The following is an 11,902-nucleotide window of genomic DNA, read 5'->3' on the forward strand; positions in this document are numbered from 1 at the left end:
GCGCAACCCGGTGCTGGCGGCGCGCGCGGTGATGCTGGAGTCGCCCCACGTGCTGCTGGCCGGCGACAGCGCCGACGCGTTCGCGCGCGAGCGCGGGCTGGTGCTGGTGGATAGCGCGTACTTCGGCACGCCCGAGCGGCTGGAGCAGCTGCGCCGCGTGCAGCGCGAGCGCGGCACAGCGCCAGCGCTGGACCACGACGGCGCCGATCGCGTGGCGCACGCCGCCGCCAAGGCCGGCCAGCATGCACCGCTGGACCCCGACACCAAGCACGGCACGGTGGGTGCGGTGGCCTGCGACGTGCACGGCCACGTGGCCGCGGCAAGCTCCACCGGTGGCATGACCAACAAGCGGCCCGGCCGCATCGGCGACACGCCGATCATCGGCGCCGGCTGCTATGCCAGCGACCGCACTGCGGCGGTGGCTGCTACCGGTACCGGCGAGGCTTTCCTGCGCGGCGTGGCGGCGTACGACGTGAGCGCGCTGATGGAGTACGCGGGCCTGTCGCTGCAGCAGGCCTGCGCGCGCGTGATCCACGACAAGATGCCGGCGCTGGGCGGCAGCGGCGGGCTGGTGGCGGTGAACGCGCGCGGCGAGGTGGCGATGCCGTTCAACACCGACGGCATGTACCGCGGCGAAGTGCGGCCGGGCAGCGCGCCCGTGGTGTCGATCTACCGCTAGAGCGACGGACCACCGGACAGGTCCGACGACTGCAGGTTGCAGTAGTCCACCAGCGAGTCGATCTCGGTGGACTTGTCGAACACGGCGTCCACGCCCAGCTGCGCGCAGCGCTTGCGCACCGTGGGATTGGCGTAGTTGCTGAAGACGATGATCTTCTGGTGCGGCTGGCGCGGGCCCATGCGCTGCACCAGGCCCAGGCCGCTGCCCTTCTTCAGGAACAGGTCGACGATGATGATGTGCCAGCCGTCGGGGTTCGCCTGCAGCCACGCGGCCGCCTCGTCCTCGGTGGCGCTGGAGCCGATCACCTTCACCGAGGTCAGTTCCTCCAGCGCGCCGACGAGGTTTTCGCGGATGTTCGCGTTGTCCTCGACCACATACGCTTGGAGCTGCACGGTGTTCCTGATTGTTGATTCAAGCCCACTCTAAGGAAGAGGTAGAGCTCGCGCCAGTGCTATTTTCCTGACCGATCGTAGGACGCAGCCTACCTTTTCGCCCCGGCGCCCAAGGGCGACCGTAAGATGCCCGGCAGCATGCCCAACGATCCGCTCAAACAAGCCCAGGCCCTGCTCAAACTGGTGGAGCGCACCGCCTTCGTCGGAGTCTGGACGCTGCACCTGGAGGACCAGCGGCTGGAGTGGTCGGACCAGCTGGCTCTGCTGCACGACGCCGCGCCGGGCTACGTGCCGGCGGCCACGCGCATGTACGAACACTATGCGCCGGAATGGCGCCACGAGATGCAGGAACGCGTGCGGGCCTGCGCCATGCAGGGGCATCCGTTCGACCTGGAAGTGCAGATCGTCACGCTGCGCGGACGGCGCGACTGGGTGCGCTGCGTCGGCCAGCCACTGCGCGGCGCGGACGGCCGCATCGCCTGCGTGGAAGGCGTGGTGCAGGAGATCGCGCCGCACGGCTATGCGCACGGCACGCTGCTGCGCCACACCGTCAGCATGGGCGGCGCCATGGGCAGCGGCGAGGCGGTCACCACGGTGGACCGCGAAGGCCGCCTCACCTATGCCAATGAACAGGCCGAGCGGCTGCTCGCCCGTGCCGCGCGCGAACTGATCGGCCGCAAGCTCTGGGGGCACTTCCGCAAGACGGCGCGGCTGCGGCTAGAGGAGGCCTTCGGTGCAGCCATCGCCGGGCGCGCCACGCTGGAGCTGGAGGAGATGAACGTGCAGGGCAGCCACTGGCTGGAACTGCGCGGCTACCCGTTCGGCGGCGGCCTGGCGGTGCATCTGCGCGACGTGACGCCGCGCCACCGCGAGCAGGAGCAGCTGCGCCTGCTGGAAGGCAGCATCGCGCGGCTGAACGATATCGTCATCATCACCGAGGCGGGGCCGTTCGGCGCGCCCGGCCCGCGCATCGTGTTCGTCAACGAGGCCTTCGAGCGGCGCACCGGCTACACCCGCGACGAGGTGCTGGGCCGCACGCCGCGGCTGCTGCAGGGGCCGGGCACCGACCGCGGCGAGCTCGACCGCATCCGCGCGGCGCTGGAGCAGTGGCAGCGCGTGCGGGTGGACATCGTCAACTACACCAAGGCGGGCGAGCCTTATTGGGTCGACCTGGACGTGTCGCCGGTTTGGGACAAGCTGCGCCGCCTCACGCACTGGGTGGCGGTGGGCCGCGACATCAGCGAGCGCAAGGTGGCCGAGGAGAAGATCCAGTACCTGGCCTTCTACGACCCGCTGACCGAGCTGCCGAACCGGCAGCTGCTGATGGACCGGCTGCGCGACGGGCTGGCGGCGGGCCGCAGCGGCGCGCTGATGTTCATCGACCTGGACAATTTCAAGGCGCTCAACGACACGCTGGGCCACCAGAAGGGCGACCTGCTGCTGCAGCAGGCCGCGCAGCGCCTGCGCTCGTGCCTGGCCAAGGGCGACACGGTGGGCCGCCTGGGCGGCGACGAGTTCGTGATCCTGCTGGAGGACCGGTCCGAAAAACCGATCGAGCCGGCCACCGCGGCGGCGCTGGTCAGCGCGCGCGTGCTGGCCCGGCTGGGCGAGCCCTACGAGCTGCCGGGCTACGTGCACCACAGCACCTGCAGCATCGGCGTGACGCTGTTCGGCGCCGCACCGCCTTCCATCAGCGAGCTGCTCAAGCAGGCCGACCTGGCGATGTATGAGGCCAAGGCGGCCGGGCGCAACACGGTGCGCTTCTTCGACCCCGAGATGCAGGTGCTGGCCTCGGCCAACGCGGCGCTGGCGGCCGACCTGCGCCAGGCCTGGCACGACGGCCACCTGCAGATCCACTACCAGCCCCAGGTGGGCGCCGGCGGCCGCATGATCGGCGTGGAGGCGCTGCTGCGCTGGGTGCATCCGCAGCGCGGCATGGTGGCGCCGGCGCGCTTCATTCCGTTCGCCGAAGAGAGTTCGCTCATCCTGCCGATCGGCCGCTGGGTGCTGGAGTCGGCCTGCGCGCAGCTTGCGGTGTGGGCCACGCGGGCCGACCGCGCGCACCTGAGCATCGCGGTGAACGTGAGCGTGCGGCAGTTCCGCCATCCGGATTTCGTGGATGAGGTGACCACCGCGATCCGTGCCTCGGGCGTGCGGCCCGACCGCATCAAGCTGGAGCTCACCGAAAGCCTGCTGGCCGACGGCATCGACGTGACCATCGCCAAGATGGGCAGTTTGAAGGACATGGGCGTGCAGCTCTCGCTGGACGACTTCGGCATCGGCTACTCGGCGCTGGCCTACCTGAAACGGCTGCCGCTGGACCAGCTGAAGATCGACCGCAGCTTCGTCAAGGACATCCTCACCGACGCCAACGACGCGGCCATCGCGCGCACCATCATCGGCCTGGCGCAGAGCCTGGGGCTGGACGTGATCGCCGAGGGCGTGGAGACGGAAGCGCAGCGCGCGTTCCTCGCGCAGCAGGGCTGCCCGCAGTACCAGGGCTACCTGTTCTGCAAGCCGCTGCCGCTGGATGCGCTGGAAGCCTTCATGGACGCGCGGGCCGCGGCACCAACGCCGTCTGCACCAACGCCATCTACACCGGCGCCATCTGCACCGGTGAAGTGACCTGGGCGCGGGGCAGGCGCAGCTGGATCTGCTGGCCGTCCCGCGCGGCCGCGGCGCCGGCGGATAACGCGAGCGCCTGCACGTCGGCCCACTCGATCGGCAGCGGCGTGCCCTCTTGCGGCGCGGCGTGGAACGGCTCGTGCTCCAGCGGCACGCACGACAGCAGCAGCAGCGCGTCGGACGCCGACACCTCGGCATGGATCATGATTTCGCAGTGCTGCGGCGCGGTGTCCACCAGCAGCATGAGCGATGCGGCGACCAGCGCGCGCGCGCCCGAGCGCGATACCTCGAAGCCGGTTTCGACGACGTGGTTGCTCAGCTGGAAGCCGTGGAAATTGAGGTTGCCGGTCAGCAGGGCCGCGCAGTCGGCAACGGCCTGGTGCAGCGGCACGGCGTCGTCGTCGGCCACGTCGAGCCAGCTCGCCACCCGCAGGCAATCGCCCACGGCGTCGCGCGCCAGCCGGTTGAGCTTGGCGATGCTGGACTGCATGTCCTGGGCCAATGCGGTGCCGCGCTCCAGGCGCGCACCGAGCATTTCGGTAAGCATGGAAACCGCTTGCAGGTTGACCACCATGTCGTGCTTGAGCGCGGGTGTGAGGCGACGCAGCAGCACGTTGCGCGCCGCTTCGGCTGCGAGCTCTCCACGGCGCGTGCGCGCCGGCAGCGAGCTCTTGGCTCGCATGGGGCGTGCAGCAACGATGTCGTGGGTGGTCAGCAAAGCTTGGGGTCCGTGTGACAGCTCAGCGGACGAGTGTGTTGCAGGCCGCTGTGTCCCCTTGTCGGGCCGCTACTGCCGATGGCGTAGGAGAATCCCGCTGCGCGCTCCTCATCAGGGAGCGCGCAGCTATGCTTGCGGCATGAGCAAGGCGTTCACCCGAGAGCAGGATGCCGAAGACGACGATGACGACGCGGTCGGGCTGCCGCCGCTGCCTGCGGGCGGCAAGAACTACATCACGCCGCAGGGCTATGCGCGCATGCGTGCCGAGCTGCTGCAGCTGATCGACGACGAGCGGCCCAAGGTGGTGGAGATCGTGCACTGGGCCGCGAGCAACGGCGACCGCTCGGAGAACGGCGACTACATCTACGGCAAGAAGCGCCTGCGCGAGATCGACCGGCGCATCCGCTTTTTGACCAAGCGGATGGAGATCGCCGAGATCACCGATCCGACGGTGCACCACGGCCGCGACCAGGCGTTCTTCGGCGCCACCGCGACCTATGCGGAAGAGTCCGGTGCGCAGCGCACCGTCACCATCCTGGGCATCGACGAGGCCGACAGCGCGCGCGGCCAGGTCAGCTGGATCTCGCCCATCGCACGGGCCTTGCTGAAGGCGCGCGAAGGCGACGTGGTGAAGCTGGTCACGCCGACCGGCGTGCAGGACATCGAGATCTTGAAAATCGACTACCCCGCACCCGCGGGGTAGTCAGTGCCCTGGGCGGATCCGGCGCGCGCGCATCACCAGCGGGGTGCGCTTCAGGTTGCGCAGCACCGCCTCCAGGTGGCTGCGGTCGCGCACCGCGATCACGAAGCGCAGGTCGGTGGCGTCCTGCGCCGGTTCCTCGTCCATGTCCACGTGCGTGATGTCGGCTTCGGCGCTGGCCAGCGCCGAAGCCACGCGCGCCAGCACGCCCTTGCCGTTGGCCACCGTCACAAGCACGCCGGTTTCGAACTGGCGCACCGGCTCGTCGGACCATTCGACGCCGATGAAGCGCTCGGCGTCCTTGTGCTGCAGGCGCTTGGCCACGGCGCAGTCCTCGGCGTGCACCACCAGGCCTTCGCCGCGGCCGAGGTAACCCAGGATGGTGTCGCCGGGCACCGGGCGGCAGCAGCTCGCGAACTGCACCGATGCGTTCTCGCTGCCGTCGAGCACCACGCTGCCCTGCGTCACGTGCTCGTGCGCGGTGTAGCGCTCGCGGCTGAGCAGCAGGGCGTCAGGCTTCTCGCCGCGCTCGGCCATCATGTTCATCAGTCGCTTGGCCACGATGGTGGCGATGCGCTTGCCCAGGCCCAAATCGGTCAGCAGCTCGGCGCGGCTGCGGTTGCCGGTGAAGCGCAGCAGCTTTTCCCAGATGGCGCGGTTGGCCTCGTCGTCCGGCGGCGGCCGCTCCATGCCTTCGGCGCGCAGCGCCTGGGCCAGCAGCTTCTCGCCCAGCTCCTGCGACTCGGCGTGCGCCATGGTCTTCAGGTGGTGGCGGATTTTGGAGCGCGCTCGGCCGGTGCGCACGAACGCCAGCCAGCCCGGGTTGGGCACCGCGTCGGGTTCGGTCTTCACCTCGACCACGTCGCCGTTCTTCAGTTCGGTGCGCAGCGGCACCACCGCACCGTTGATCTGGGCGGCCACCGTGTGGTCGCCCACGTCGCTGTGGATGGAATAGGCGAAGTCGACCACGGTGGCGCCGCGCGGCAGCGCCAGGATCTGGCTCTTGGGCGTGAAGACGTAGACCGCGTCGGGAAACAGGTCGATCTTCACGTGGTCCCAGAACTCGGCGGCGTCGCGCGTCTCGTTCTGGATGTCCAGCAGCGACTGCAGCCATTTGGTGCCCAGCCGCTCGCCGCCGTCGCTCACGTCGGGCATGCTGGACTTGTACAGCCAGTGCGCCGCCACGCCCGACTCGGCCACCAGGTGCATGGCCTCGGTGCGCAGCTGGAACTCGACGTTCACGCCCGAGGGGCCGACCAGCGTGGTGTGCAGCGACTGGTAGCCGTTGATCTTGGGAATGGCGATGTGGTCCTTGAACTTGCCCGGCACCGGCTTGTACATCTGGTGCAGCAGGCCCATGGCCGTGTAGCAGTCGGTCACCATCGGCACGAGGATGCGAAAGCCGTAGATGTCGGTCACCTGGGCGAAGCTCAGGTGCTTGTCGTCCATCTTCCTGTAGATGGAGTAGAGCGTCTTCTCGCGCCCGAAGATGCGCATGGCCATGCCCGCCGACTCGAACGCCGCCTCCACGTCGCGCTGCACCTTGTGGATCAGGTCGCGCCGGCGGCTGCGCGCCTTGGCCACCGCCTTGTTCAGCACCAGGTAGCGCCAGGGCTTCAGGTAGCGGAAGGCCAGTTCCTGCAGCTCGCGGTAGGTCTGGTTCAGCCCCAGCCGGTGCGCGATGGGCGCGTAGATGTCCAGCGTTTCGGAAGAGATGCGGCCCCACTTCTCGCGCGGCACGTCTTCCAGCGTGCGCATGTTGTGGGTGCGGTCGGCCAGCTTGACCAGGATCACGCGCACGTCGCGCGCCATCGCCAGCAGCATCTTGCGGAACGACTCGGCCTGGTTCTCCTCGCGCGTGTTGAACTGCAGCTTGTCCAGCTTGGTCAGGCCGTCCACCAGTTCGGCCACCGGCGCGCCGAAGCGCTCGATCAGTTCCGGCTTGGTGACGCCGCAGTCCTCGATGGCGTCGTGCAGCAGCGCGGCCATCAGCGCCTGCGCGTCGAGCTTCCACTCGGCGCACTGGGCGGCCACGGCGATCGGATGCGTGATGTAGGGCTCGCCGCTGGCGCGGATCTGGCCCAGGTGCGCCTCGTCGGCGAAGCGGTAGGCCTTGCGCACCGCGTCGATGTCGCCGGCGTCCAGGTAGTCCAGCCGGGCGGTGAGCGCGGCGAAGCTGGCGGCAGCCGCGTTGGCGGCCGCAGGGCTGGGCAGCACCGGGGGGGAGGGGCGCCGGCCGTTTTTGCCAGGAGAGGGTTGAAGCACCGCGCTCATCTCCCTCAAATGTAGCGCGCGCAACCCCGCGCAAGGCGCCCAAACGAAAAAAGCACCGCGATGCGGTGCTTTTCGAAACCGAACGTGGTCCGGTAGCGCGTCAGCCTGGAACTTTCTTCAGCATTTCGAGGCCGATCTTGCCTTCGGCGATCTCGCGCAGAGCGGTCACGCCCGGCTTGTTCTTGCTCTCGATCTTGGGCGCGTGGCCCTGGCTCAGCATGCGGGCGCGGTACGTCGCGGCGAGCACCAGCTGGAAACGGTTGGGGATTTGCTGAAGACAGTCTTCAACGGTGATGCGGGCCATGTGTATTCCGATCTAGAGGATGCCCAGATCCTTGAAGGTGCCGGCGCGGGCGCGCCGCTGGGACGAAAACTTCAGGCGCTGGGCGTGAACAATGGCTTTCAGGTCGAAGAGCGCATGTTCGAAGTGCTCGTTGATTATAACGAAGTCGAATTCCCGGGCCTGGGCCAGCTCGGTGGCGGCGTTCTTCAGCCGCAGCTCGATCACCTCCGGCGGGTCCTCGCCGCGGCGCTGCAGGCGCGCGCGCAGCTCGTCCCAGCTGGGCGGCAGGATGAACATCAGCACGGCGTTGGCGAACACGCGCTTGATCTGCAGCGCGCCCTGCCAGTCGATCTCCAGGATCACGTCGGCGCCCTGCGCCATGCGTTCCTCGATGGCTTTCTTGGAGGTGCCGTAGCGGTGGCCGTGCACGTGCGCCCATTCGACGAAGGCGTCGCCGCGGACCATGGCGTCGAACTCGTCGGGCGCGACGAAGTAGTACTCGCGGCCGTGCTTTTCCTGCCCGCGCGGCGGGCGCGTGGTGTGCGACACCGAGGGCCGCACGCCGGCATCGAGCTCCTGCAGCGCGTTGACCAGGCTGGACTTGCCCGCGCCGCTGGGCGCGGCGACCACGAACAGGTTGCCGGGATAGTCCATGAAGGGCTGGTGTGGAGAGAGAAAAAAAGAAAGGGCGACTGCCTGAATCTTAGCAGTCGCCCTCGAGCGCCCCGGCCGCGGCCGGAGGCGCGCGCGCTTACAGCGAAGCGCCGTTCAGCTTGACCGAGGTGGCCTGGATCGTCTGGTTGACGCCGCCGCCGGTCATGGTGGTCTTCACCGGGATGCCTTTGCCGACGATGAACCAGTTGGTCTGCACGGACGTCGTGCCGTTGCTGGCGCTGGAGGTTTCCATCTTGCAGGTGTTGTACGTGCCGGCAGGCACCGTCACCGCTTCCTGGCCCACGTACTTGACGCTCACGGTGAGCGTGCTGGTCTGTTGGGGGATCGGATTGGAGTAGCCGAGGACGCTCACCGTCCCGGAGGTCATCGCAGTTTGGCTGTGGGTGTAAGTCTGGCCCACGGCCAGCGAATACTGCTGCTCGACATAGGGCGGCGAGTACACGGTGGTCATGTTCGTGGTCGAGGTGATGCCCATGGCCGAAGCAGTACCGTTGAGGAGGGAGCCGTAGTGGGTTATTTCGGCTGTGCCGCTGCGCACGCTGTAGCTCTTGAGAGCGAGGTTGTTGCTCGTCGCGATGCCCTGCGTGGTCTGGTTGCCGGAGGTGGTAATAGTGGTTTCGCGTGCCTGGTAGCCCTGGAACGTGGCGAGACCGCCGACCAAGGTGTCCACCGTCTGGCTGCCGGTGATGTCGCCGCTGTACTGGTAGTCCACCTGCATGTGGGTGCCCTGCGTCTCGGCCAGCGCCAGGTCGTAGCAGCCGTTGCCGGTGCCGCCGCCGCCGCTGCCGATGTCCACGTTGATGAAGCTGGTCATCGGTCCGACGTACTGCGGGGCATTGCCGAAGGCACCGCCCATCACGTACACGCCGTACAGCTGGTAGCCGCTGCTCGGGGTGACCACCACGCCCAGGTAGATCCCGGTCTGGGGGTAGTAGCGGTAGGCGAAGGGGCCGGTGGTCTGGGTGGCCTGGTGGGTGGGAAAGTAGCCCGGGAAGGTGGTTTCGCCGAAGTTCATCAGCTGGTCGGCCGCGGCCGCCGGCGTGACGGCCATGGGCGCCAGGGCGGCCGATTGCGCACGCAATGCCTCGATGGCGGCTTGCGGCGTGGCCGCTGTCGGGGTGTCGGAACCACCGCCGCAGGCGGTGACGAGGATAGCAACGGCAGCCGCCGCCAGGCACTTCTTGAACAAGGCAGATCCCTCCAGGTGGAAAGGCGGGATCGTAACGCTTTTTGTTACAGCAAAGCCAGTGAAAAAATGCCGCTTTACACGGACCCGGCCGGCGGGGTGCCGGCCGCATGCGCCAGGGCATCCTCCAGGCGGTCGTTGCCCCAGAACATCTCGCCGGCCGCGAAGAACGTGGGCGCGCCGAACACGCCCCGCGCCACCGCCATCTCGGTCTGCTGGCGCAGCCGCAGCTTGATCGCGTCGGATTGCGCCTGCTGCAGCACTTCGGCGGCCGGCACGCCCAGCTGCTCCAGGATGCCCGTGACGGCTTCGGGCGTGTGGACGTCCCGGTCCTCGGCGAAGTTCAGCGCGAACACGCGCCGGCAGAATTCGCCGTGCCAGGGCGTGCCTTGGGCGAACAAGGCCACGCGCGAAGGCAGCACCGCGGCGCGCGGGAAGCTGCTTGGCTGGCGCCAGGGCAGGCCGTATTTCTTGCACTGGCGCGCCATGTCCTTCCAGGTGTAGGCGCCCTTTTCCTTCTGCAGCACGAAGGGCGAGGTGTCCCAGCCGAACGATTTGAAGATCGGCCCCAGCAGGAAGGGATTCCACGCCACCTCGACACCGTTCCGCGCCGCCAGCTCGGCGATGCGCATGGCGCTGATGTAGCTGTAATTGCTGCCGAAATCGAACCAGAATTCGATGCGGCGTGGCGGGGAATCTTGCATGCGGGGGTCCTCGGTCGTCAATGGCCAGTCTGCCCGCATTGAAGTGCAAGTCAAGCCGGCGGACAAGCGAATTGCGGGTGCGGTTCGCATTCCCGCAAAGCAATCGAAACCCCGCCGCGCGCCTAGGACCCGAAGTCCATGCGGTGGTGCAGCTCCTCGCGCGCCGGCTTGCTCATCAGCAGCTTGAGGTTCCAGGTGCCCGGCATTTCGAGCGTCAGCCGCGCGCGGTAGCTGCCCGGGTCGGCGGCGGGCTCGGCGGCCACCGGCCGCACGTTGTGCGCCATCGGCATCGACGGCATGGTCGGCTGCACGCTGAAGGCGGCGCCGCTCAGCGGTGCGCCGGACTTGGCGTCGCTCAGGCGGAACACGCAGTCGTAGACCAGGCTTGCCGCCGTCTTGCAGGACACGCCGACGCCGGGCGGCCGTGCCGCGGCCTGCGCGCAGGGCAGCAGCGCCAGCGCGGCGAGCAGCCACAGCCGCAGCCGCGGCACGGACCGGCGCGGCCAGGCCGGGCGATGGATCGGAGCAGTCATGGGGTCTCCAGGGAGGAAGCGTCGGCCGCGCGGACCGGAGCGGGCCGGCGGGTCTTGAACGGCAGGCGCGCAACGATGCGCTGGACGGTGTCTTCGTCCAGCAGGCCGCGCGGCCGCACGATGAGCAGCACGGCCACGAGCGCGCCGAAGGCGATCATCCGGTAGGCGCCGAGCATGCGGCTGCCTTCCAGCAGCACCACGTCCACCGCCACGCCCAGCAGCGGGCCGAGCACCGTGCCCAGTCCGCCGATCAGCGCATAGGACAGCGCATGGATGCCCAGCATGATGTCGAAGTTGCGCGGCTCGATGTAGGTCGCGTGGTGCGCATACAGCGCGCCGCCCAGCGCCGCGATGGCGCCGGCGACCGCGGTGGCCTGCACCCGCATCCGGCGGGGATCGATGCCCGCCGCGGCGGCCAGCAACGGGTCGCGGCCCACCGCGCGCAGCGCCAGGCCGTGGTTGGATTGCTCGATGCAGCGCAGCGCCCAGAGCATGGCGGCCAGCAGGGCGCAGACCAGCAGCGTGAACTGGTTCGGGTCCAGGCCCTGGTCCAGCCACCAGCGGATGCCGCCGAAGCCGTCGCTGCCCTGCGGGCCCGCGGGGCCCTCTTCGGCGCCCGGCGGCAGGCGGAACAGCTCGAACGCGATGCGCACGGTTTCGGCCAGCGCCAGCGTCGCCAGCGAGAACTCCAGGCCATCGAGCCGGAACATCGCGCGCGCGAACGCCGCGTTGGCGCAGGCGCCGAGCACGGCGGCCAGGGGCAGCGCCAGCCACAGCGGCCAGTGCCACAGCGCGGTGGCCATCGCGCCAGCATAGGCGCCGATGCCGAAGAAGGCCTGCTGGCCGAAGGACATGCAGCCCGCCTTCAACAGCACGTAGTTGGAAACCGCCAGGAAGGCGAGCAGGGCGACATTGGTGGCAATGCCCAAGGCGTAGGCGTCCATGTGTTCAAACGCCGCCGGGCTCGGCCAGGGCCGCGGTGGAATCGTTGCGGCGCAGGGCCGAGCGCAGCGCCAGCACGGCGAGCAGTGCGCCGTAGCACAGGAGGTCGCGCACCAGCGGCCCCGACAGCCGGTGGCCGTGCGCCTCGGCCAGGCCGAGCAGCAGCCCGCCCACCACCGCGCCGGCCAGCG

General features: G+C 69.0%; 12 protein-coding genes and 1 pseudogene. 3 read left to right on the forward strand and 10 right to left on the reverse strand.

Translation table 11 applies throughout. The features are described 5' to 3' along the window. Nucleotides 1-679, forward strand: a 679-nt coding sequence (locus H0U68_RS05540) for an isoaspartyl peptidase/L-asparaginase (RefSeq protein ID WP_296353476.1), incomplete at its 5' end; no start/stop codon positions are given. On the opposite strand, the gene H0U68_RS05545 is transcribed toward H0U68_RS05540, so the two are convergent. Further along, the gene (locus H0U68_RS05545; protein ID WP_296353478.1) at nucleotides 676-1,071 is read right to left on the reverse strand and encodes a response regulator; all 396 of its coding nucleotides are present in this window, start codon (nucleotides 1,069-1,071) and stop codon (nucleotides 676-678) included. The two genes, H0U68_RS05540 and H0U68_RS05545, sit on opposite strands and share 4 nt — an antisense overlap. A 138-nt stretch (nucleotides 1,072-1,209) precedes the next feature. On the opposite strand from H0U68_RS05545, the gene H0U68_RS05550 reads away from it, so the two are divergent. Beyond that, complete coding sequence (locus H0U68_RS05550; protein ID WP_296353480.1) at nucleotides 1,210-3,696, forward strand: EAL domain-containing protein; 2,487 nt, start codon at nucleotides 1,210-1,212, stop codon at nucleotides 3,694-3,696. Here H0U68_RS05550 and H0U68_RS05555 read toward each other — a convergent pair. Further along, a complete protein-coding gene (locus H0U68_RS05555) occupies nucleotides 3,665-4,378 on the reverse strand; it encodes a hypothetical protein (protein WP_296353482.1) in 714 nt (237 codons plus the stop codon). The two genes, H0U68_RS05550 and H0U68_RS05555, sit on opposite strands and share 32 nt — an antisense overlap. 175 nt (nucleotides 4,379-4,553) lie before the next feature. Between H0U68_RS05555 and greB the strand changes: the two genes are divergently transcribed. Beyond that, nucleotides 4,554-5,117, forward strand: coding sequence for a transcription elongation factor GreB (gene greB / locus H0U68_RS05560; RefSeq protein WP_296353484.1), 564 nt, complete (start codon nucleotides 4,554-4,556; stop codon nucleotides 5,115-5,117). Here greB and H0U68_RS05565 read toward each other — a convergent pair whose 3' ends face one another. From H0U68_RS05565 to H0U68_RS05600, 8 genes and pseudogenes are all read right to left on the reverse strand, one after another. Next, nucleotides 5,118-7,388: a bifunctional (p)ppGpp synthetase/guanosine-3',5'-bis(diphosphate) 3'-pyrophosphohydrolase gene (locus tag H0U68_RS05565; RefSeq protein ID WP_296353486.1), complete on the reverse strand. Its 2,271-nt coding sequence runs from the start codon at nucleotides 7,386-7,388 to the stop codon at nucleotides 5,118-5,120. It abuts the gene before it with no gap. A 100-nt stretch (nucleotides 7,389-7,488) separates the two neighbouring features. After that, nucleotides 7,489-7,692 (reverse strand): DNA-directed RNA polymerase subunit omega, encoded by a 204-nt coding sequence (rpoZ, locus tag H0U68_RS05570; RefSeq protein WP_093162973.1) that lies wholly within the window; start codon nucleotides 7,690-7,692, stop codon nucleotides 7,489-7,491. A 12-nt stretch (nucleotides 7,693-7,704) separates the two neighbouring features. Beyond that, entirely contained in the window at nucleotides 7,705-8,325 is a 621-nt protein-coding gene (gene gmk / locus H0U68_RS05575) for a guanylate kinase (RefSeq protein WP_296353493.1), read from the reverse strand. 97 nt (nucleotides 8,326-8,422) lie between these two features. After that, entirely contained in the window at nucleotides 8,423-9,535 is a 1,113-nt protein-coding gene (locus tag H0U68_RS05580; RefSeq protein ID WP_296353495.1) for a hypothetical protein, read from the reverse strand. A 74-nt stretch (nucleotides 9,536-9,609) separates the two neighbouring features. After that, nucleotides 9,610-10,236: a 2-hydroxychromene-2-carboxylate isomerase gene (locus H0U68_RS05585; RefSeq protein ID WP_296353497.1), complete on the reverse strand. Its 627-nt coding sequence runs from the start codon at nucleotides 10,234-10,236 to the stop codon at nucleotides 9,610-9,612. A 122-nt stretch (nucleotides 10,237-10,358) separates the two neighbouring features. Then, nucleotides 10,359-10,769 carry a FixH family protein gene (locus H0U68_RS05590; protein WP_296353498.1) on the reverse strand — a complete coding sequence of 137 codons (411 nt, stop codon included), beginning with the start codon at nucleotides 10,767-10,769 and terminating at the stop codon, nucleotides 10,359-10,361. After that, nucleotides 10,766-11,713: a branched-chain amino acid ABC transporter permease gene (locus tag H0U68_RS05595; RefSeq protein ID WP_296353500.1), complete on the reverse strand. Its 948-nt coding sequence runs from the start codon at nucleotides 11,711-11,713 to the stop codon at nucleotides 10,766-10,768. The genes H0U68_RS05590 and H0U68_RS05595 overlap by 4 nt, the downstream gene beginning before the upstream one ends. Before the next feature lie 4 nt (nucleotides 11,714-11,717). Beyond that, nucleotides 11,718-11,902 (reverse strand): annotated as a pseudogene (locus H0U68_RS05600) (hypothetical protein); the annotation flags it as partial.

It is taken from the genome of Ramlibacter sp. (assembly GCF_013697775.1).
Taxonomy (GTDB): Bacteria; Pseudomonadota; Gammaproteobacteria; order Burkholderiales; family Burkholderiaceae_C; genus Ramlibacter.

Bases quoted from the DNA above. Each gene is read 5' to 3' on its own strand.
- H0U68_RS05550 (WP_296353480.1), top strand. From the start codon at position 1,210: ATGCCCAACGATCCGCTCAAACAAGCCCAGGCCCTGCTCAAACTGGTG.
- H0U68_RS05555 (WP_296353482.1), bottom strand. From the start codon at position 4,378: ATGCGAGCCAAGAGCTCGCTGCCGGCGCGCACGCGCCGTGGAGAGCTC.
- greB (WP_296353484.1), top strand. From the start codon at position 4,554: ATGAGCAAGGCGTTCACCCGAGAGCAGGATGCCGAAGACGACGATGAC.
- H0U68_RS05565 (WP_296353486.1), bottom strand. From the start codon at position 7,388: ATGAGCGCGGTGCTTCAACCCTCTCCTGGCAAAAACGGCCGGCGCCCC.
- rpoZ (WP_093162973.1), bottom strand. From the start codon at position 7,692: ATGGCCCGCATCACCGTTGAAGACTGTCTTCAGCAAATCCCCAACCGT.
- gmk (WP_296353493.1), bottom strand. From the start codon at position 8,325: ATGGACTATCCCGGCAACCTGTTCGTGGTCGCCGCGCCCAGCGGCGCG.
- H0U68_RS05585 (WP_296353497.1), bottom strand. From the start codon at position 10,236: ATGCAAGATTCCCCGCCACGCCGCATCGAATTCTGGTTCGATTTCGGC.
- H0U68_RS05590 (WP_296353498.1), bottom strand. From the start codon at position 10,769: ATGACTGCTCCGATCCATCGCCCGGCCTGGCCGCGCCGGTCCGTGCCG.
- H0U68_RS05595 (WP_296353500.1), bottom strand. From the start codon at position 11,713: ATGGACGCCTACGCCTTGGGCATTGCCACCAATGTCGCCCTGCTCGCC.